Raw genomic sequence first — 19,167 nt, 5'->3', positions numbered from 1 at the left:
AAAGGGCGCCATCGGCGTTTCAGGCGCTGACGCGATCCGACGTATCGTAGTAATTCTCGTGCAGGAACCGCAGCGTCGCGATGCCATCGGCGGGCTTGCCGAAGTGATAGCCCTGCCCCATGCCGCAGCCGAGCGAGCGCAGCTTGACTGCTTCCGAATAATCCTCGATCCCTTCCGCGACCACTTCCAGATCAAGCCCCTCGCACATCGTGAGGATCGCCTTGATGATGTGCTCGGAAGCGCGGTCGGAGTTGATCCGCGACACAAAGGCGCGATCGATCTTGATCTTGTCGAACATGAAATCACGCAGGCGACCGAGGCTCGACTGGCCGGTCCCGAAATCATCCAGCGAGATGCGCACACCTGCCTGGCGCAGATCGGCGATGATCCGATTTGCCGTATCGGCCGAGCCCATCACCGCAGTTTCGGTGATCTCCAGTTCGAGCCGGTGCGGGTCGAAACCGACCCGGCCGAGGATCGACAGGATACTGCTGCTCGTGCCCGGATCCATCAACTGCGCCGAGGAGAGATTGAAGGAGAGGAAGAGTTCGCGCGGCCAGGAAAGTGCCGCTTCCGCCGCCTTGCGCAGCAACGCCTCAGACAACGCGTCAATAAAACCGCGTTCTTCAGCAAGCGGCACGAAAACGCCCGGTGAAACGAAGCCCAGATCCGGATCGTTCCATCGCGCCAAAGCTTCGAAGCCCACGACCTGGCTGTTGGCGAGTGCGACGATCGGCTGAAAATGCACGTCGATCGCGTCGGAGATGATGGCGTTGCGCAGCGCCTGTTCCAATTGCGTCGCGCGCTTCATTTCCTGGGCGATCTCGCGGGAATAGACGGTGATCTGGCCACGGCCGCGCCGCTTTGACCGGTAGAGTGCGGTCTCAGCGCTTTTCAGCAGTTCCTCGAACTCCTCGCCAGCAAATGGATAGATCGAAAAGCCGAAGGATGCCGACAGCCTCACATTGCGATCGCCGAGATCGTAGGGCGCCGACAGCACCTCGCGGATCATCTGGCCGAATTTCTCGGCGCTGGCCCGCTCGAATACCAGCGGCAGGACAAAGGCAAATTCGTCGCCGTCATGACGCGTGACCAAGGCGCCATCCGGAATGCAGGCCTTCAGCCGATGGGCGACCTGGCAGAGAATCTCGTCGCCCGCCGATGAGCCGAAGAGATCGTTGATCGGTTTGAAGGAATCGAGATTGGCGATGCCGACCGTAAATGGTGCAGGATCACTCGCGCGTTCCGCGGCGATCTGGGCAATCCGGTCGCGCATGCGGTAGCGGTTGCCGAGGCCGGTCAGCAGATCAGTATAGGCCATCGTCTGAAGTTCATTCTGACTTACAGGCACCAAAGGCATTTCAGCCGACATCATCATTCAGACCCAGACTGCACCAATGCGGGAAAGGATGGCGGGCAAGTCTTAAGAATTCGATAGTGGATCGGCCGCGTTGAAACCGTGTTCTGTCCCAAGATTTAGGGAGTTGACGAGCTTTGTTCGTCACATGCTGGCCCGTTGGAGATCCCCCGCAAGGTACTTCTGAAAGATCCCCTGAAGAATATCGGGGCTCACCGGCTTCATGATCACATCGTCCATTCCGGCCTTTGCGCACTCAGCTCGATCACGCTCGAAGGCCTGATTAAGAACGCCGATAATCGGCGTTCTTGAGCTGCCGCCTTCCTCTGTCTGGCGGATCAACCGCGCCGCTTCGAAACCATTGAAGCCTGGCAGCGATATGTCCATCAGGATGATTTTCGGCTGATGCTCGGTCCACAAACGAACCGCTTCATCGCCGCTTGGAGCGATCAGGTAGCGATAGCCGAGACCTTCGAGAATCTGCGAGAAGACGATCTGGTTGATGTCGTTGTCTTCGGCAACGAGCACGTCGAGCGTGCTCATCTCCTCGACGGTGGTGATTTCCCAATCGGTGTCGATGCCTTCGGCGATTTGGCCCCGATTGCTGCGGTTGAAATGCCGAGCGATCTGGAAGGTGAGCTCATTGGCGAGCTGGAAGCCGTCCATCACCAGCGCCGGGATGCCATACTGCTCGGCAAGCTCAAGGCAGCGCATGCCAAGCTGGTTGTCGATCACAAGCAGGTCAAGCGAGATGCCGGAAGAGCTCGCGATCTCCAGGAAGTGCTCTTCCTCATCCTCACCGCGGACCGAGCAAGCCTCGAAGCCATATTTGGCGAGGGTCCGCAAGGCCGCTGCTTCGGCCACCACGTCCGACGTCACCACCAGGACTTTCCGACCCGAGAAGTTCTCCGGGACGATCGCCTCCATCGCGGCCGGTTCGCGGCGCTCGCCGCTGCCGCCCATGGGAACGTAGGCGCGCCGATAGGAATTCTTGCTCGATGTTGTGACCGTCGACGCAAACCGGAATTCATCGAGGTCGGCGCCGTCCCGCGGCAGGTCCTGCATCGTCGAGACGAGAAAATAGCGCCCGGGCTTGCCGATGCGGTGCTTGCGCGCGACGATGTCGCGTTCCGCGCCGTCGCGGGAGACCTGCCGCTGGCGGGAGATCGACATTTCGCCGGTCTCCAGTACATGACGGTCACTTTCCTCGAAGCGCTGGGCAACCTCCTTGGAGAACAGGTCTCCGCTCTTGCGGCCGAGCACTTCATCGACCGTCGTCTGGTATTTTTCGCAAAAGGCGATGTTCACGGCGACGTAGTTCAGGTTGCGGTCCTTGACGAAGAGCGGGAACGGCAGGTTGTCGAGGATATCCTCGGTGAGCTGCACGCGTTCCAGATCGGAGCGCCACTGTTCCTCACGCTTCTTGTCCTCGGAGATGTCCTGGATGACGCAGACGCCATAGCCGCTCGCGAGGCGACGCTTGCCGAACCGAATCCAGCGGTCCGTACCGTGCCGCTCGACCGCTTCGAAGCGTTCGCGCCAATGCGAGGCGATTTTCTGGGACAACCAATCCTCACGGCTCATCGCGCCCTGGTAGCTTGCCGACTGCGTGCCGATGCCGGTGTCGTAAATCGCGCCCAGGAAGTCTCGCAACCGAGTGCCGGGCTTGAGCATGGTCTCCGATATCGGAAAGAAATCGAGAACCTGGTGGCTCGCAAAGATCATGTGATCGGTCTTGTTGTAGACGATGAACGCGGCGCCTAGACTCTCGCATACCGCGTCAAACAGCGCCGTCTGCAGGCTGGTGTCAGCCGACATTTCGCTACTCACAGATGATGTGTCCGCTTTTTCGGAGCCGGCACTCATTCCTACGCGTCCCACATCTGTCCGATTAAAACCCAGTCCTCGGAAGTAAGTCGCAAAATGGCACCTTTGTCTTAAGGCGCGCTTAACGTTAAGCAATCGGAATTGGAGCGTGCAGAACGGTGATCGGCCCGCGCTTTGGCACTTCCCTCCGCTCCACGAATCCAAGAGAATAGGCGCATGGCCATCAGACAGCTTTCAGAAACCCTCATCAACCAGATTGCGGCCGGCGAAGTCATCGAACGGCCGGCCAGTGCCGCCAAGGAGTTGATCGAGAACGCCCTTGACGCAGGGGCGACTCGCATCGAGGTGGCGACATCGGGCGGCGGAAAGAGCCTGCTGCGAGTTTCCGACAATGGCTCGGGCATGGATGTTGCCGATCTGGAGCTCGCCGTACGCCGCCATTGCACCTCCAAGATCACCAATACGCTGGACGACATTCGCACGCTCGGCTTTCGCGGCGAGGCGCTGCCATCGATCGGATCGGTAGCGCGGCTCAGCATTTCCAGCCGCCGTCGGGACGGCGCCGGTGGCAACGAAATCACCGTCGAGGGTGGCAGAATTACGCATCTTCGCCCGTCACCCGGCAATCCGGGCACGATCGTCGAGGTTCGCGATCTCTTCTTCGCGACCCCCGCCCGCCTGAAATTCCTCAAGACGGAGAAGGCCGAGGCTGCGGCGATCACTGAGGTCGTCAAGCGCATGGCGATTGCGTTTCCCGGGGTGCGCTTCGTGCTCTCCGGGACTGACCGCACGACACTGGAATTGCCGGCGACGGGCGACGACCATCTGGCGCGCATGGCGCAGATCCTCGGCAAGGACTTCCGCGACAACGCCATCGAAATCGATGCCGAGCGGGAAGGCGTATCGCTGACAGGCTTTACGGGCGTGCCGACGTTCAATCGTGGCAACTCGGCCCATCAGTACGCCTTCGTCAACGGCCGCCCGGTGCAGGACAAGCTCATCCTCTCGGCAATCCGCGGCGCCTATGCCGAGACGATCCCTGCCGGGCGCTATCCGGTTGCGGTGCTGTCGATCAGGCTCGATCCAGTCCTTGTCGATGTCAACGTGCACCCGGCCAAATCAGACGTGCGGTTCCGGGACCCGCAACTGGTGCGCGGCCTGATCGTCGGGGCCGTACGCGAGGCGCTGGCGCGCGATGGCAGCCGCGCAGCGACAACCGGCGCAGACGGGATGCTGCGCTCCTTCCGGCCCGGCTTCCAGCCTAGCGCCCAGCGGCCGCAACAGCCCTGGTCGGCGGCGACATCGCCGTCGCGCCCGTTTTACCAGGCCGCAAACAGCGGCTTCGGGGAGCGGCGGCAGGCTTCCTTCGACGGGCTTGTGACGCCGACAGCGCGCAACGACGCCGCGTCGTCCCCGAGAATGCCGGTGGTGCCAGAAGAGCCGCCGCAGCTCTATCCGCTTGGTGCGGCCCGGGCGCAGATCCACGAAAACTACATCGTCGCACAGACGGATGACGGCTTGGTCATCGTCGACCAGCACGCCGCACACGAACGCCTCGTGTTCGAGGCGATGCGCAAGGCGCTGCATTCCAAGCGGCTGGCCTCGCAGGTGCTTCTTATTCCCGAGATCGTCGACCTGCCTGAAGAGGACTGCGACCGGCTGATGCAGTTTGCGGCGGATCTCGGCGAGCTGGGCCTGGCCATTGAACGCTTCGGGCCGGGCGCCATCGCGGTGCGCGAGACACCTGCCATGCTTGGAGAGGTGGATGCCACGGGGCTCATTCGGCAGCTGGCGGACGAGATCGCCGAATGGGATACGGCCTCCGGCCTGTCGGCCAAGCTCGAATATGTGGCGGCGACCATGGCCTGCCACGGATCCGTGCGCTCAGGACGGCGGCTGCGCCCGGAAGAAATGAACGCGCTTCTGCGCCAGATGGAAGTGACCCCCGGTTCCGGACAGTGTAACCACGGACGCCCGACCTATATTGAGCTCAAGCTTTCGGACATCGAACGGTTGTTCGGCCGCAGTTGAAAAAGCTGGAAAAGGCCGCGGCGGCACGTTATGGCAGGGATATGACAAGCCTGTAAGGAAACGGAGCGCATGAATTTGTTCGAAGGAAATGGAAACCGCGAAGCGCAGATACGCTATCTCGATGCGGATTTTCAGATCCTGTCGCCGGGCTCCTACGTCGTCTGCGCGATTACCGGCAGGCAGATCCCGCTCGATGAACTGCGCTACTGGAGCGTCGCGCGCCAAGAGCCCTATGCCGACGCCGTGGCTTCGCTGGAGGCAGACAAGCGCGCCGGCGTGTTGCCCAACCGGAAGCGCTAGCGCGGCTGCAGATTCGCTCACCGCGCTTTCGAGAGACATACCGTTTAGGTCTTCCGCCCTTCCCTCAGGCGCCGGTCGCGACAGGCATTGATCGCGCGGTCGATGATAAGCCTTGGCGCCAGCGTGTCAGCGAAAGCCATCTCCACCTCGATCACCCGGCACTTTGCCGCGAGCTCTTCGGCTCTGCCATGGTGGCCGGCAAGACGGACGAAATCCTTGGAAGTCGTAACGATCTGAAGGCCGTCGCGCTCTGCCGTCGTTAGAATGTCGTCTATCTCGTCATCGGTCAGATGCTCGTGATCGCCGAACGAGCGGCGAGCGGCGATGTTCGCCCCGACGGATTCGACCGTCCGGAAGAATTTCGACGGATCGGCAATGCCCGCGAAGGCCAGCACATTACTGCCCGCAAGATCGACGCTATCGCACACCTTGAGCGAGGCTGTGAAATAGGGCTTGGCGGCACGCGCGGCGATCCGAACAATGCTGTCAGCGGCCTCTCCCGCGCCAACCTTCAGAAGCGCCGTGGCATAGCGCAATTGCTGGCGGATCGGCGCGCGCACGGGACCGCCCGGAACGATGTGGCCGTTGCCCAATCCGCGCGTGGCATCGATAACCAACAATGCATAGTCGATCGCCAGCCGCGCGCTCTGGAAGCCATCATCCATGATGATCAGGTCCGCGCCCTCCTTGACGAGGCGCTGGGCGCCTTCGACGCGGCGGCGGGAGATCACGGTCAGGGCCTCGCGGGCGAGAAGAAGAGGTTCGTCACCAACCGCAAGGGCACGGTGATGAGCCGGATCGACGACCGTCGTGACATCGAGCGAGCCACCATAGCCGCGGCTCAGGAAACCCGGCTTCAGGCCCTTCGCCTTCGCCGCGCGGGCGATGGTCAGCGCCGTCGGCGTCTTGCCCGCGCCACCGACCGTAAAATTGCCGACGCAGATGACGGGCACCGGAACCGAGGCGCGCTTGGCATTGGCCATACGATACCCGGCGATGCGCCCGTATAGGAAGGAAATCGGATAGAGCGTCCAGGCACGCCAATCGGCTTTCGACCACCAGAAGGGTGGCGCTTCGGATATCATTTTCCCCGCCCTGCCTTTCGGACCCCGAGCGTCATGCTGACGGGTTATGTCCTCGACCGGGCGAAAAGAAAGGGTAATTTTCAAGAAAAAGCAAGCCCTTGGTCAATCAGGCAAGCTGAAGGTCGGGCAGCAGCCGCTCGAGCTCGGTGATGTCGTTCAGGCAGTAGTCCGATGCGGCGGAGAGCGATTCGCGCGATCCCGTGCCTGTGAGTACAGCCACGGTGACGCCGACCTTGGCGTTGCGGCCCATATGCAGATCATGGTTGTTGTCGCCAACGACGGCGACCTCGGAGGGATCGAGGCCGGTCGCGGCGCAGAAGCCAAGCACCATTCCCGGTTCCGGCTTGGTGCCGAAGCCGCTGTCATAGCCGGCCACGTAGTCGATGAACGGCGCAAAGCCGAAACGCTGGGCCGTCTGTCTGATCGAACGCTCATTGTCGCTTGATGCGACGCCGAGGCGAAAGCCGCGCCCATGCAGGCGACCGAAAAAAGCTGCAAGATCGGTGACTGCGACGGAAAAGTCGGCCGCATGCGAAAAGAGTTCGTCCAGCTTGATCGTCAGCTCGATTACGTCGAGCTTCGAGCCCGCGGCGATCAGCCCTTCCGAAATCTGGCGCGTGTTTCCGGCGGCAAGCAGGCTATCGGGAACGATGTGGCCGGTGAGCGGATCCATGCCGCAAGCTAGAAGCAGCCGGTCCGCAAGTTCCAGATCGCCCTCTGAAGCGATGCGGGCCAGTTCGCGGTTCACCGGCAGCCAGCTCTCGTCATAATCGAGAAGCGTACCGTCCTTATCGAAGAGTATTCCCTTGACCGCCTTCATATCCTGCCCTCAGCGCTGCACAGCCGCCTTCGGCAGCAGTCTCGCCTTCACCGTCAGCGGATTGATATAGGGCTCCAAGCCCTTGACCGTCGCCGTCAGCGCGCCACGCATTTCTTGCACGGCGCCGATCCCGGCCTCGATCATGTTGCGGCGTGCGCCGTCGTTGGTGAGCAAATAATGGACGCCCTTGGCGAGCATCTCCGTGTCGCGGACCATGCGCGCGCTGCCTCGCCGCGCCAGCTTCTGATAGGCTTCTCGGAAATTCTGCACATTGCTGCCCGACAGCACCGCGCAACCCAGCATCGCCGGCTCCAGCGGATTTTGCCCGCCCTCGGCAAACAGCGAGCGTCCAACGAAGGCGACCTCGGTCAAGCGCAGGTAGAGGCCCATTTCGCCGATCGTGTCTCCGAGAAAAACATCTACATCGGGGGTGAGCACGTCATCGCGCGTGCGGCGGGCCACCTTGAGACCCAGCTTGACGAGCTCAGCCTCCACCTCATCGGCGCGTTCCGGATGGCGAGGGACGATGATCGTCAACTGCCCGTTTCGCTCCTTCAGCGCGCGATGGACGATGCCCGCTGCCTTTTCCTCGCCGTCGAAGGTGGAGATTGCCGCCCAGGTCTTGCGGTCGCCGAGCTGCTTCTTATAACCGGCAAACACTGCGGCATCATAAGGCGGAGCGTCGGTATCGACCTTGAGATTGCCGGACATCATGACGTGGCGCGCGCCGAGATCGCGGAAGCGCTCCGCGTCGACATCCGACTGCGCAATCACCAGCGCCAGGTTTTCGAACAGGGCCTCGGCAAGTGCCGGGCGTCGGCTCCATCGCTCGAAGGAGCGATCAGACATACGGGCGTTGACGAGTATCTGCGGGATGCGACGCCGGCCGAGCTCCATCAAGGTCGCCGGCCAGATTTCGGATTCGGCGATCAACGCACAGTCCGGCTGCCAGTATTCGAGGAAGCGGCTAACGGCCGGCTTCAGGTCGAGCGGCACATACTGGTGGATCGCTTCATTGCCGATACGCTCAGCGGCCAGCTTGGCGGAGGTGATCGTTCCGGTCGTCAGGATGACGTGGACGTCGCGACGGCGAATTTCGCGGATCAGCGGAATGACCGCGTTCGTTTCACCGACACTCGCGGCATGAAACCAGACCAGCGGTCCGGCCGGGCGGTCGGCGCTCGCATAGCCCGAGCGCTCCAAACGGCGGGCACGGTCTTCCTTGCCCTTGGCCGCTCGATAGGCGAGATATCCACCGACGAACGGAGTCAGCAACGTCCCTGTTGCCTGATAGGCGCCCAGCGCGAGCCGCGCCATGCGACCGCTCATCTGCCAATTCTCCGATCGCAAATGATCGACATCAACCCATTCCCAATTATTGTTGCGGCCGCAATGGCCGATCAGTTTGTCCAGAATGCGTCAGGCAGTCAGTGTCAGTTCGCGGTCACACCAGCCGCCACCGCGGGAGGGTTACTGCGCAGACTTGTTTTCCGGGTCCAGCAAACGGTGCATGTGGACGATGAAATAGCGCATGTGGGCGTTGTCGACGGTCGACTGAGCCTTGGCCTTCCAGGCTGTCAGTGCGCTGGCGTAGTCCGGAAAAATGCCGACGATATCCAGGTCCTTCAAGTCCCGGAACTGAACGTCTTCCAGGCTTTCCAGTTCGCCGCCGAATACGAGATGCAGGAGCTGCTTCTTGCCGCTGGATTCAGTCATTTTCTTCTCTTTCTGCTCTGTTCTCCCCCACAGTGTCATCTGAGGGATTTTGACGGAAACGTCAACTGCCTCGTCGCTGGCCGATCCCGGTTATCAAGTCAGCAAGCCGTGCTGGCGCGGCAGCGCAAAGCTCGCCGTGGCTGACCTGCTCGCGGTTATAAAGCGGCGCGTTGCCCTGCAGATCCACCAGCTGGCCACCGGCGCATTCCAGTATCAGATCGGCAGCAGCGAGATCCCAATCGTGGGAGTTGTGCTTGACGAAGGTACCGTCAATCCGGCCGTCCGCAACCATGGCAATGCGATAGGCAAGAGACGGTACGTGCCGGACACGCTCGATGCGATTTTTGAGCGCGTCTGGAAACGCCTTCAGCACGTCCTCGGCGATGGCAAAGCGCCCAGGTGTCTCGAGAGCTGTCGTCGAAACAACGATCGGCCGGCCGTTTTTTAAAGCCACGCCGCCCTCTACCGCCTCGTAGAGTTCTTCGAGAACGGGAGCGTAGAGAACGCCGGCGACGGGCCGGCCATGGCGCACGACCGCGACGCTGACACACCATAAATCCTGGCCGGCCAGGAATGCCCGCGTGCCGTCGATCGGATCGATGATGAACAGCGTTTGGCGCGACAGGCGCGCGGCGTCGTCGTCGGTTTCTTCGGAAAGCCAGCCATAGTCGGGCCGGGCAGCACGCAGGATGGATTCAAGTTTCCGGTTGGCCGCGAAATCGGCGGCGCTGACAGGCGATCTGCCCTCGTTCTTCCACCAGACCTCCGGCGATTGATTGAAGTAGCCGAGCGCGACTTTGCCGGCCTGCCTGGCGGCATCTGCGATCAATTCCAGATCGCTCCGCCAGAGGGCTGTGTCCACGTCAGTCATTTCGGCAATCCAATCTATCAGCGCCCGGCGAGCGTCATTCCTTCGATCGCAAGCGTCGGAGCGGCGACGCCGAACTTGCGGTCTATGTCGTTTGCAGGTGTTACCCGCATGAACATGTCCTTGAGGTTCGAAGCGATCGTCACCTCGGATACGGCAAAGGTCAGTTCGCCGTTCTCGATCCAGAAGCCGGTAGCACCACGGCTATATTCGCCGGTGATCATGTTGACGCCCTGACCGATCAGCTCTGTCACATAGAAGCCGTTGCCGACACCGCGGATCAGGTCCTCCGGCGCGATGTCGCCTGGCTCGAGAGCAAGGTTCGTCGCCGATGGCGTTACCGAATTGCCGCCGCGCACGCCTCGACCGTTGGTTTCCATTCCGATCTCGCGGGCAGTCGACGTGGAGAGGAACCAGTGTTTGAGAATGCCGTCCTCGATCATCAGCAGCCGTTCGCCTGAGATCCCTTCGCCATCGAAGGGTCGCGACGATGGGCCCCGAACGATAAGCGGATCGTCCGAAATCGTAAGCCCCGATTTCAAAACCTGCTGGCCCATCTTGTCGCGCAGGAAGCTCGTCTTTCGCGCAATGGAGGCGCCGTTGATAGCCCCGGCAATATGGCCGACGAAGCCGCGGGCAACACGGGGATCGAAGACAACCGTTACATCCTTGCCGGTATCCACCTGGCGCGGGTTGATGCGCTTGACCGTGCGTTCGCCTGCTCTGCGGCCGATCTCCGCGGCATCATCCAGCTCGCTGAAATAGATACGACTGTCGAAATCGTAATCGCGCTCCATGGCCGTGCCTTCGCCGGCGATGACGCTGACGGATCGGCCGAAGCGCGAGCCCATGTAGCTGCCCTCAAAACCGTGGGAGGTAACGAGCACCAGGCCCCCCCTGCCGGCCGAAGCCCCGGCGCCGGACGAATTGGTGACGCCTTTGACGGCAAGTGCGGCAGCTTCCGCCTCGAGGGCGGCTTCGCGAAGTTGGTCAGAAGAGACTTCGGTCGTATCGAGTAGCTCGAGGTCCGGATAGGATTTCGCGAGCTTGTCCTCGTCCGCCAGGCAGGCAAACGGATCTTCCGGGGACACCTTGGCCATCGCCACGGCCCGTTCGGCCAGTGCGGAAAGATCGAAGCCCGGATTTGCTGAGACGCTCGCAACGCGCTTGCCGACGAAGACGCGCAGTGAGAAATCATCGCTTTCCGACGATTCCGTACCCTCGACCTTGCCGAGGCGCACGCTGACCGATTGCGAGCGCGAGCGCACGACCACCGCATCTGCGGCGTCGGCTCCGGCCTTCTTCGCCAGGTCGATCAATTGGCTTGCGCGGGAAAGAAGCGTCGAGGAGTCGATTTCTGAGGACATGATTTGGCCTTTCCTTCGCGTTCCATTTATTGTGCACTACGAAAAGCATCAAGGCCGCGCGCGCCGATTCTTTTGCCCGCCGCTTGCATGCCTCCCTGCATTGAAAGAAACTCGCTGCATGTCCGAGCCCAACACTCTTTTCACCGAGACGATCCTGCTGCTCGGTGGCGCCGTTGTTTCGGCACCGATCTTCAAGCGCCTCGGGCTCGGCACGGTGCTCGGCTATCTGGCCGCCGGCGTCGTCATCGGCCCGATCTTTCACGGCTTGACGGATGGCGAGCAGATCCTGGATGTAGCCGAACTCGGCGTCGTTTTCCTCCTCTTCATCATCGGGCTCGAGCTGAAGCCTTCGCGCCTTTGGCAGATGCGGCGCGACATCTTCGGGCTCGGAACCGCGCAGGTGGTGGCGACCGGTCTGGTGCTCACGCTACTGACCTATCTTTCCGGCGTTCTGGACTGGCGCGGCAGCATCGTCGCAGGTTTTGGGCTTGCCCTCTCCTCCACCGCGTTTGCGATGCAGATCCTCGAGGACGAAGGCGATGTGAATACCCGCTACGGGCAGCGCTCGTTCTCGATGCTGCTGTTTCAGGATCTTGCAATCGTGCCGCTGCTTGCGCTGGTCAGTATTCTTGATGGCGGCAAGGGTAGCGGCACGCCGCTGTTGGACTTCGCGATTGCCATCGCAGCGGTCGCCGCGATGATCGTCATGGGACGCTATCTGCTCACGCCGCTGTTTCAGGTCATCGCCCGCACAGGCGCCCGCGAGGCGATGATCGCCGCTGCCCTCTTCGTGGTGATGGGGTCGGCGAGCCTGATGCAGCTTGCCGGATTGTCTATGGCCATGGGCGCCTTCCTTTCCGGCGTGATGCTTGCCGAGTCCTCCTACCGCCATGAACTGGAAGCCGATATCGAGCCCTTCCGCGGTGTGTTGCTCGCTATCTTCTTCATCGCAGTCGGTCTTTCGATCCAGTTGGAGGTACTTAGAGACAACGCGCTCTTCATCATCGTCGCCGTGCCAGTCGTCATGGCCGCGAAGGCGCTGGTGATCTACGTTCTCTGCCGCGCGACCGGATCGCCGCATGACGACGCTATCAGGATCGCTTTCCTGCTGCCGCAAGGCGGCGAATTCGGCTTCGTCCTGTTTACCGCCGCCGGCATTGCGGGCCTGATGCCGACGAGTACCGCCTCGCTGCTGATTGCGATCGTCACCCTTTCAATGGCACTGACCCCGATCGGGACCATGTTTGCCAAGCGGCTGTTGTCGGGCAAAGAGCAAGAACAGCTGGATGAGGATTTCGAAGGAGCCGGCGCGGATGTGCTGATGGTCGGCTTCTCGCGTTTCGGACAGATCGCCGCCCAGATCCTGCTCGCCGGCGGGCGTGCCGTGACCGTCATCGACTTTTCAGCCGATCGCATCCGGCAGGCTTCCTCTTTCGGTTTCCGGATCTACTTCGGCGACGGCACGCGCAAGGACGTGCTGAGGGCCGCCGGCATCGACCGGGCCAAGATCGTCGTCGTCTGCACCCAGAAGCGCGAGATTACCGACAAGATCGTCGAGCTGGTGCAGGCAGATTATCCGGATGCCAAGCTCTTCGTGCGCTCCTACGACCGCATCCACTCGATTGCGCTCCGCAATCTCAATGTCGATTATGAACTGCGCGAAACGCTGGAGTCCGGTCTGCTGTTCGGCCGACGTACGCTCGAGGCATTGGGTGTCGGCGAGGCGGAGGCCTATGAAATCGGCGAGGATATCCGCAAACGCGACGAGGCGCGCCTGGTGCTCCAGGTCACGGAAGGACTGCAGGCCGGCCGCGACATGCTTTTCTCCCAGCCGGTGAAACCCGAGCCGCTCGTCAAGCCAAAGCGCGCCGCGAACTTCGACGAGGACCCGTTGGCGGGCACGGCAGAGGTAACCGCCGACGCTTAGAGCCGTTTCAGGTTGAATTGAAACGTTCTGTCGGTTCAACCGATGAAGGAAGCTCCTTCGGCTCCTGCGCACGATCCGCCTGAGTTCTCCTGCTCTCCTTCTCCGCTCTGCACCGGTCCCTTGGCCTTAGCATCCGACGTGAACTTTCCCTGCAGTTGGCAATCGCACCATCAGCGAGTGCGTCGCAGCCTTGGGGCAAGTATCAGTATATTTCGATCATCTGCGCTTCGGCCTGTGGGGACAGGCCAACACAGATCCCTCAAAGCACCCATCCTGTGTTGACAGCTTTGCGGCCTAGTAACGCAATAAAGGAGTGTTCGGCTCTGGCTGCCACTCCTTGCATATGGCTTGCCAATGCCAACCATATGAGGGATTGTCCCAACTCTGGCCCCTGAGGCCCGCGCAGTCTCCAATGATAGGACAATGCCATGCCTCTACGCTATCTTTTCGCCGCTGTGGCCATCGCGCTCGTTGCCCTCTCCGGGTGCACGACCACCGGCTCAGGCGCGGAGAATACCACCTACGCAACTCCCGCAGGTATTGGGCCAGTTCGTGGCAGCGGCATTAACGGCTACTGATCTTAGGTAGGTGCCGGGCTCCCCTCCCCGCTGGCAGCTGGCGATGGTCGCATACCCAGCGCGTCCAAGGTCGGGGCGTAACGGATTCCCCTGGTACTCATGCCGCAGTCTGCTTAGCCAGTCTCCGGCGCGCCGTCGCCTATTTTTCGTTTCGGCCCAGGCGAAATCTCTGGCTTCATTGTCGCAGTCGGATGGTCGACCAAGCGGCCCGTGAGCCAACAGTACGTTTCAATTTAACCCTGAAAGGCTCTAAGAGGTGATGCGTGCCTCGATCTCACGATCAAGCGCGTATTTGAGTTCGTCCTTGATGCCGACCGACATGGACAGGACTGCGCGCGCCTTGAGGAAGTCCATTACACCGATGCGCCCGACTGCGGGGCGCAGGAAGATGTGCGGCGCCTGCAGGCGCAGCTTCAGGGAAATTGCCGTCTGCATCATCAGCTGCCCGGAGCCAAAGATGCTCTCCATCCGGTTCGGAATATGGGTGCCATCGCCTTCCGGTGCGCCAACGACATCGATGCCGATGACGATGTCGGCACGATCCATCAGGCATTCGTAAGGAACGGGATTGCTGATGCCGCCGTCGATCATCACCCGCCCGTGCAGCCGCACCGGCATGAAGACCGCGGGGATTGCCGAGGAAGCGGCCAGCGCCGGGAACAGCGCGCCGTGGCTCGTCAACACCTCGCACTGACCGTAGTAATCGGTGGCTGTGACCGTCATCGGGATCGGCAGATCCTCGAAACGATCCGGCAAGTCGGCGGGCAGGAAGGCTTTCAGGATACGCTCGAGATTGAACTGACCGATACGCACGCCGTTGGCGACGGCATCGCGCACGGTTTGCGGGCGCAGGCCCCACAGGCGGCTGACGACCGCGGCCTTGTTGCCGACCGTCATCATGACATGCTCGCGGATGGCTTCGCCGGTCATGCCAGCCGCCATTCCCGCGCCCATGATCGAGCCGATCGAGGAGCCGGCAATCGCAACAGGGCGAATGCCGAGCTCGTCCAGCGTTTCTATGATGTGGATGTGAGACAGGCCGCGCGCGCCGCCACCGCCGAAAGCAACCGCAACCGTTGGTGTCGAACGGCCCGAGGCGTCGCGGGGGGCAGGCAACGCGGTTTCGATCTTCTCTGCCTGCTGCACCGCTGCCCCCGATTTCCGCAGCCCTATTGAGGATGATAGCGGAAGAAATGAACCTTGGTATCGCCGAATGTCCGGCTTTCCAGGAAGAGATAGGAAGGGTCGACCGAAACGGCAACATCCGCGCGTTCTTCAAGAACCGCAATCGCGCCCGGCTGCAGCCAACCGCCCTTGGCCGCGGCGGCCATGGCCTTTTCGCCAAGTCCCTTGCCGTAAGGCGGATCGGCAAACAGCATCTGGAACGGCTCGAGATTGCCGACGCTGCCAAGATCGGTCGCATCGCGCCTCAGGATGCGCGTCCTGCCATGCAGGCCGAGCGCATCGATGTTTTCCCACAGGAGCCCCCTACCCTCGACGCTGTTTTCGACGAACAGCGCGTGCCGACAACCGCGGGAGACGGCCTCGAGGCCAACGGCGCCGGTACCGGCAAAAAGATCCAGGATCCGGGTGCCATCGACGCATTCCGGATAGGCATGGCTCAGAATGTTGAACAGGCTTTCGCGCGTCCGGTCGGCAGTCGGCCGGATGTCGTTTGACTTTGGTACGGCGAGCGGCCGTCCGCGAAACTCACCGCCGACGATCCGCACCGCGCGTCATTCCCTTTCCTTTAGGTCCACCCCGCGATGGCCCGCCTGAAGGCTTGCCGCCGCCACCCGGCCTGTCACCCTTCGGCTTGCCGGAGAAAGTCTTGCCGCCGCCGGGCTTGCCGCCGAATCCCTTGCCGCGCGGCTTGTCACCAAACGGTCGGTCACCGGCCGGGCGCTCGGACCGCGCCTCGCTGGAAAAGCCCTTGGCGCGCGGACGTTCATCCCCCTCTGCACGTGGACGGCGATCGCCGCGCGGCTTATCGCCGAACGGACGGTCTCCGCGTGCGGGACGATCCCCGAAAGAGCGGGGGCGCTCGTCGCCCTCTTCGCGCGGCTTGCGGTCGCCGCGCGGCTTTGCACCGAACGGGCGGTCACCACGTGCAGGGCGGTCGCCGGATGGCCTGTCGCTGCGCGCTGGGCGGTCACCGTAAGGTCTGTCACTGCGCGCCGGACGGTCGCCGAAGGAGCGCGGGCGTTCATCCCCATCTTCGCGCGGCTTGCGATCACCACGGGGCCTATCGCCGAACGGGCGATCGCCTCGCGAGGAGCGATCACCGGCTGACCTGTCGCCACGGGGTGGACGGTCGCCATAAGGTCTGTCACCACGCGCCGTGCGATCGGGACGGTCGCCACGAGGAGGACGCTCACCAAAAGGCTTGTCGCCAGAGCGCTTGCGGCCGCCTTCGTCCTTGCTCGTCACTTCGCTGGAACGGATCCATTCGCCTTCTTCATCGCGGGCGCGGTTGATCTGGACGCGCGGACCGGTGTCGTCGTGGCGGGCCGGCTGCGGCTTGGAGCGGCCAGGCTTCTCGCCGCGTCTAAGTGCAGTCTGAGCGTTCTTTTCGGCCTTGGCGGCTGCCTTTTCGCCAAGCGGGCGGGCGCCAGGCGCCATCCAGACATTGGCGTTGCGGCGGCTGCCGAGCGCCGGGCGCTTCGGACGGTCGTCGTCCTTGCGGCCGCCGTCGCGACGGTCATCGCGGCGATCGTCACGCTTGTCATCACGCTTGGTGTCGAGGCGGCTCAGCGCACGCTCGCGCTTGTCTTCAGGCTTCCACGAGCGTTCGCGACGCTCCGGCTTCGCTTCGACCTCTTCGTCGACTGCAACGGCCGGCGTGTTGTAGATCGGCGCGTCGAAATTGGCCTTCGCATCCTCGATCAGGCGCGGGCCGAGCTGGTCGCGCAACGTGCGGCCGCGCACTTCGACCACATCCCGCTCCGGCAGGTCGCCGAGCTGGAAGGGGCCGTAGGAGATGCGGATCAGACGATTGACGTCAAGACCGAGCGCACCCAGCACATTCTTGATTTCGCGGTTCTTGCCTTCGCGCAGGCCCATGGTGAGCCAAACGTTCGAGCCCTGCGTGCGGTCGAGGGTCGCTTCGATCGAGCCGTAGAGGACACCATCGACGGCAATGCCGTCCTTCAGCTTGTCCAAAGCCTCCTGATCGATCTCGCCGTGGGCGCGCACGCGGTAGCGGCGCAGCCAGCCTGTCGTCGGCAATTCCAGCGCGCGGGCCAGGCCGCCATCGTTGGTCAGCAGCAGCAGGCCTTCGGTGTTGATGTCGAGGCGGCCGATCGACATGACGCGCGGCAGGTCGTCCGGCAGATTGTCGAAAACCGTGGGGCGTCCTTCCGGGTCCACGTTCGTGGTCACGAGCCCGGCGGGCTTGTGGTACAGCCACAGCCTGGTGCGCTCGATACCGCGGATCGGAACGCCGTCCACTTCGATCTTGTCTGCCAGCGTCACGTTGACGACGGGGCTGTCGAGGAGCTTGCCGTTCAGCTTCACGCGGCCGTCCATGATCATGCGCTCGATATCGCGGCGCGATGCGACCCCGGCGCGCGCCATCACTTTGGAGATGCGCTCAGCCTTGGCGTCGCCCTCGGCAACATCGCTCGCCTCGGCCTTGACGGGCACCTTTGCCGGCTTTTCGCCGGATTTCGGGCCGGCATTGCGCGCAGATGGCTTGCCGCCTGGCCGTTTTGGCTTGTCTTTGAATGTCATTTGTTGTTTGCCTGCCTTTTCGGGCCTTCCTATCAGGTCGCGCCCCTGCGGTTAAGTGGAAATTGTCGGATCGTGAAGACAAATCAATTTATGGAGCTGGCGCTTGACCAGGCCCGCGCCGCTGGCGAACGGGGCGAAGTGCCGATCGGAGCGGTTCTGGTGCTTGACGGCCGCGTTGTCGCAGCGTCCGGCAACCGTACGCGTGAGCTCAACGACGTGACCGCGCATGCCGAAGTCGCCGTCATTCGCATGGCGTGCGAAGAGCTTGGTCAGGAACGACTCACCGGTGCCGACCTCTATGTGACGCTGGAACCGTGCACCATGTGCGCAGCCGCCATTTCCTTCGCGCGCATTCGTAGGCTCTACTATGGCGCGGAGGACCCCAAGGGGGGCGCCGTCGACAATGGCGTGCGCTTCTACACGCAACCAACCTGCCATCACGCCCCAGACGTGTATTCCGGTTTGCAGGAGACGACATCGGCCGATATCCTGCGGACGTTCTTCGCGCAGAAACGGGATGTGCCATGACATTGCTCGCCAGCGAATTCGTCCTCATGGTCGCGGGCGTCGCCTATGCCTATTGCAGGATCGCGCCGGACAACGGGTCGATCCCGATGCAATGGTCTCTTTCGGGAAATGTGAACTGGTCGGCGCCTCGGCTGCTCGCCTTTGCCTTCGTGCCGATACTGGCATTTGCGGTGGTGCTACTGCTCGCATCGAGCGCGATCTTCGCGCCGTCAGCACTTAGCCTTACCGGCGGGATCTTCCTTGCCTGCCAGCTTCTGCACGTCTTGCTGGTTGACCGCTCGTCAAAAACAAAGCGGGGCTGATTGCCCCGCTCGAAACTCTACTGAAGGAGGTTCCACCACTGCTTGCCGGTCCCGGCGATCGCAGCTTCCTTCTTCTTCTTCTTCGCCTTCTTCAGTTCCGGTTCGCCTAGATCGTCGAGCTTTGCCGGATCGTCGACCTGACGATACTCGGTCGGCGGGTCCGAGATGTAGCGGCGCTGATCGATATAGGCGCCCTTCTGGATGGCGCGGGCTTCGCGATAGGCCTTGCTCTGCGCTTCAGTCGTCTGCCGGCCACCTTCGATCTGATTGTTTGCGAGCGGCGAGCGGTAGCTCGAGTTGTCGCTGTTTTCGTCAGCTTCTTTAACCAGACGCGCGCGCGTTTCCTCCGGGGATTCGATCCACTGCGGATTTTCCTTGCTGGCGATGCTCTGCTGCGGCTCGACAAGGGTTTCCTTGGCTGCCGCGGACGGCAGAACGAGGCCGGGGCGCGCACTGTACTTGACGCCCTTGTTCTTCGGTCCGTCGCCAGTCAGGGAAACGGACTGACCAAGGTCGTCAGTCAACTGCTCCATTGCGGTCTTGTCCGTTCCGTAGCGCGGGCTCCCCATGCAGCCGGTGATCATCGAGCCGCCTGCCACAGCAACAGTCAGGCAGACGCCCACACGGAACCAACGTGTTGATAACATGAAAACCCTTCCAGCCATGCCGGTGCAATCATCGCCCTACCGGAACCGTCCCCCTGACGCAAAAATCCGGCCATTTTCAGGC

At 62.3% G+C, this 19,167-nt stretch carries 18 protein-coding genes; 6 read left to right on the top strand and 12 right to left on the bottom strand.

Going from position 1 to position 19,167, the window contains the following annotated elements; all coding sequences use genetic code 11:
* Positions 1–19: 19 nt before the first annotated feature.
* The gene (locus tag FHT71_RS03585) at positions 20–1,378 is read right to left on the bottom strand and encodes an EAL domain-containing protein (RefSeq protein WP_132588420.1); all 1,359 of its coding nucleotides are present in this window, start codon (positions 1,376–1,378) and stop codon (positions 20–22) included.
* Between the two features lie 123 nt (positions 1,379–1,501).
* Positions 1,502–3,223, bottom strand: coding sequence for a response regulator (locus tag FHT71_RS03580; protein WP_183718914.1), 1,722 nt, complete (start codon positions 3,221–3,223; stop codon positions 1,502–1,504).
* A gap of 177 nt (positions 3,224–3,400) precedes the next feature.
* Here FHT71_RS03580 and mutL point away from each other — a divergent pair, with 177 nt between their 5' ends.
* Positions 3,401–5,215, top strand: coding sequence for a DNA mismatch repair endonuclease MutL (gene mutL, locus FHT71_RS03575; RefSeq protein WP_132588418.1), 1,815 nt, complete (start codon positions 3,401–3,403; stop codon positions 5,213–5,215).
* A gap of 69 nt (positions 5,216–5,284) precedes the next feature.
* Complete coding sequence (locus FHT71_RS03570; RefSeq protein ID WP_132588417.1) at positions 5,285–5,515, top strand: DUF2093 domain-containing protein; 231 nt, start codon at positions 5,285–5,287, stop codon at positions 5,513–5,515.
* A 44-nt stretch (positions 5,516–5,559) separates the two neighbouring features.
* Here the strand turns inward: FHT71_RS03570 and lpxK are convergent, their stop codons facing one another.
* The 6 genes from lpxK to FHT71_RS03540 all read right to left on the bottom strand — a co-directional run bounded on the left by lpxK (position 5,560) and on the right by FHT71_RS03540 (position 11,371).
* Positions 5,560–6,600, bottom strand: a complete 1,041-nt coding sequence (gene lpxK, locus FHT71_RS03565; protein WP_183718912.1) for a tetraacyldisaccharide 4'-kinase — start codon at positions 6,598–6,600, stop codon at positions 5,560–5,562.
* A gap of 106 nt (positions 6,601–6,706) precedes the next feature.
* The gene (locus FHT71_RS03560) at positions 6,707–7,420 is read right to left on the bottom strand and encodes an HAD family hydrolase (RefSeq protein WP_132588415.1); all 714 of its coding nucleotides are present in this window, start codon (positions 7,418–7,420) and stop codon (positions 6,707–6,709) included.
* A 9-nt stretch (positions 7,421–7,429) separates the two neighbouring features.
* Positions 7,430–8,749, bottom strand: coding sequence for a lipid IV(A) 3-deoxy-D-manno-octulosonic acid transferase (gene waaA, locus FHT71_RS03555; protein ID WP_132588414.1), 1,320 nt, complete (start codon positions 8,747–8,749; stop codon positions 7,430–7,432).
* A gap of 141 nt (positions 8,750–8,890) precedes the next feature.
* On the bottom strand, positions 8,891–9,136 hold the full coding sequence (locus FHT71_RS03550; protein ID WP_007799177.1) for a DUF4170 domain-containing protein: 246 nt from the start codon (positions 9,134–9,136) through the stop codon (positions 8,891–8,893).
* 61 nt (positions 9,137–9,197) lie between these two features.
* Positions 9,198–10,007 carry a 3'(2'),5'-bisphosphate nucleotidase CysQ gene (locus tag FHT71_RS03545; RefSeq protein WP_007799179.1) on the bottom strand — a complete coding sequence of 270 codons (810 nt, stop codon included), beginning with the start codon at positions 10,005–10,007 and terminating at the stop codon, positions 9,198–9,200.
* A 17-nt stretch (positions 10,008–10,024) separates the two neighbouring features.
* Positions 10,025–11,371 (bottom strand): TldD/PmbA family protein, encoded by a 1,347-nt coding sequence (locus tag FHT71_RS03540; protein WP_132588413.1) that lies wholly within the window; start codon positions 11,369–11,371, stop codon positions 10,025–10,027.
* 118 nt (positions 11,372–11,489) lie between these two features.
* On the opposite strand from FHT71_RS03540, the gene FHT71_RS03535 reads away from it, so the two are divergent.
* Together FHT71_RS03535 and FHT71_RS03530 are read left to right on the top strand one after the other, a co-directional pair.
* Positions 11,490–13,298, top strand: coding sequence for a monovalent cation:proton antiporter-2 (CPA2) family protein (locus FHT71_RS03535; RefSeq protein ID WP_007799190.1), 1,809 nt, complete (start codon positions 11,490–11,492; stop codon positions 13,296–13,298).
* A gap of 428 nt (positions 13,299–13,726) precedes the next feature.
* Positions 13,727–13,876: a hypothetical protein gene (locus FHT71_RS03530; protein WP_007799191.1), complete on the top strand. Its 150-nt coding sequence runs from the start codon at positions 13,727–13,729 to the stop codon at positions 13,874–13,876.
* 249 nt (positions 13,877–14,125) lie between these two features.
* Here the strand turns inward: FHT71_RS03530 and FHT71_RS03525 are convergent, their stop codons facing one another.
* The 3 genes from FHT71_RS03525 to FHT71_RS03515 are packed head-to-tail and all read right to left on the bottom strand — an operon-like array spanning position 14,126 to position 17,608.
* Positions 14,126–15,004 carry a patatin-like phospholipase family protein gene (locus tag FHT71_RS03525; RefSeq protein WP_085990696.1) on the bottom strand — a complete coding sequence of 293 codons (879 nt, stop codon included), beginning with the start codon at positions 15,002–15,004 and terminating at the stop codon, positions 14,126–14,128.
* A 41-nt stretch (positions 15,005–15,045) separates the two neighbouring features.
* Positions 15,046–15,606, bottom strand: a complete 561-nt coding sequence (rsmD, locus tag FHT71_RS03520) for a 16S rRNA (guanine(966)-N(2))-methyltransferase RsmD (RefSeq protein WP_132588412.1) — start codon at positions 15,604–15,606, stop codon at positions 15,046–15,048.
* Positions 15,587–17,608, bottom strand: a complete 2,022-nt coding sequence (locus tag FHT71_RS03515; RefSeq protein WP_132588411.1) for a pseudouridine synthase — start codon at positions 17,606–17,608, stop codon at positions 15,587–15,589. Before FHT71_RS03515 ends, rsmD begins: the two co-directional genes overlap by 20 nt.
* A gap of 90 nt (positions 17,609–17,698) precedes the next feature.
* Here FHT71_RS03515 and FHT71_RS03510 point away from each other — a divergent pair, with 90 nt between their 5' ends.
* Positions 17,699–18,136 carry a nucleoside deaminase gene (locus tag FHT71_RS03510; RefSeq protein ID WP_037083678.1) on the top strand — a complete coding sequence of 146 codons (438 nt, stop codon included), beginning with the start codon at positions 17,699–17,701 and terminating at the stop codon, positions 18,134–18,136.
* The gene (locus tag FHT71_RS03505; RefSeq protein ID WP_183718910.1) at positions 18,133–18,438 is read left to right on the top strand and encodes a hypothetical protein; all 306 of its coding nucleotides are present in this window, start codon (positions 18,133–18,135) and stop codon (positions 18,436–18,438) included. The genes FHT71_RS03510 and FHT71_RS03505 overlap by 4 nt, the downstream gene beginning before the upstream one ends.
* A gap of 17 nt (positions 18,439–18,455) precedes the next feature.
* On the opposite strand, the gene FHT71_RS03500 is transcribed toward FHT71_RS03505, so the two are convergent.
* Positions 18,456–19,085, bottom strand: a complete 630-nt coding sequence (locus tag FHT71_RS03500) for a hypothetical protein (protein ID WP_007799202.1) — start codon at positions 19,083–19,085, stop codon at positions 18,456–18,458.
* Between the last annotated feature and the right edge of the window lie 82 nt (positions 19,086–19,167).

It is taken from the genome of Rhizobium sp. BK060, from assembly GCF_014193145.1.
Taxonomy (GTDB): Bacteria; Pseudomonadota; Alphaproteobacteria; order Rhizobiales; family Rhizobiaceae; genus Rhizobium.
Note: the sequence above shows the minus strand (reverse complement) of the source record. Positions and strands in the feature narration are given on the sequence as shown.

Bases quoted from the DNA above. Each gene is read 5' to 3' on its own strand.
- FHT71_RS03585 (WP_132588420.1), bottom strand. From the start codon at position 1,378: ATGATGATGTCGGCTGAAATGCCTTTGGTGCCTGTAAGTCAGAATGAA.
- FHT71_RS03580 (WP_183718914.1), bottom strand. From the start codon at position 3,223: ATGAGTGCCGGCTCCGAAAAAGCGGACACATCATCTGTGAGTAGCGAA.
- mutL (WP_132588418.1), top strand. From the start codon at position 3,401: ATGGCCATCAGACAGCTTTCAGAAACCCTCATCAACCAGATTGCGGCC.
- FHT71_RS03570 (WP_132588417.1), top strand. From the start codon at position 5,285: ATGAATTTGTTCGAAGGAAATGGAAACCGCGAAGCGCAGATACGCTAT.
- lpxK (WP_183718912.1), bottom strand. From the start codon at position 6,600: ATGATATCCGAAGCGCCACCCTTCTGGTGGTCGAAAGCCGATTGGCGT.
- FHT71_RS03560 (WP_132588415.1), bottom strand. From the start codon at position 7,420: ATGAAGGCGGTCAAGGGAATACTCTTCGATAAGGACGGTACGCTTCTC.
- waaA (WP_132588414.1), bottom strand. From the start codon at position 8,749: ATGAGCGGTCGCATGGCGCGGCTCGCGCTGGGCGCCTATCAGGCAACA.
- FHT71_RS03550 (WP_007799177.1), bottom strand. From the start codon at position 9,136: ATGACTGAATCCAGCGGCAAGAAGCAGCTCCTGCATCTCGTATTCGGC.
- FHT71_RS03545 (WP_007799179.1), bottom strand. From the start codon at position 10,007: ATGACTGACGTGGACACAGCCCTCTGGCGGAGCGATCTGGAATTGATC.
- FHT71_RS03540 (WP_132588413.1), bottom strand. From the start codon at position 11,371: ATGTCCTCAGAAATCGACTCCTCGACGCTTCTTTCCCGCGCAAGCCAA.
- FHT71_RS03535 (WP_007799190.1), top strand. From the start codon at position 11,490: ATGTCCGAGCCCAACACTCTTTTCACCGAGACGATCCTGCTGCTCGGT.
- FHT71_RS03530 (WP_007799191.1), top strand. From the start codon at position 13,727: ATGCCTCTACGCTATCTTTTCGCCGCTGTGGCCATCGCGCTCGTTGCC.
- FHT71_RS03515 (WP_132588411.1), bottom strand. From the start codon at position 17,608: ATGACATTCAAAGACAAGCCAAAACGGCCAGGCGGCAAGCCATCTGCG.
- FHT71_RS03510 (WP_037083678.1), top strand. From the start codon at position 17,699: ATGGAGCTGGCGCTTGACCAGGCCCGCGCCGCTGGCGAACGGGGCGAA.
- FHT71_RS03505 (WP_183718910.1), top strand. From the start codon at position 18,133: ATGACATTGCTCGCCAGCGAATTCGTCCTCATGGTCGCGGGCGTCGCC.
- FHT71_RS03500 (WP_007799202.1), bottom strand. From the start codon at position 19,085: ATGTTATCAACACGTTGGTTCCGTGTGGGCGTCTGCCTGACTGTTGCT.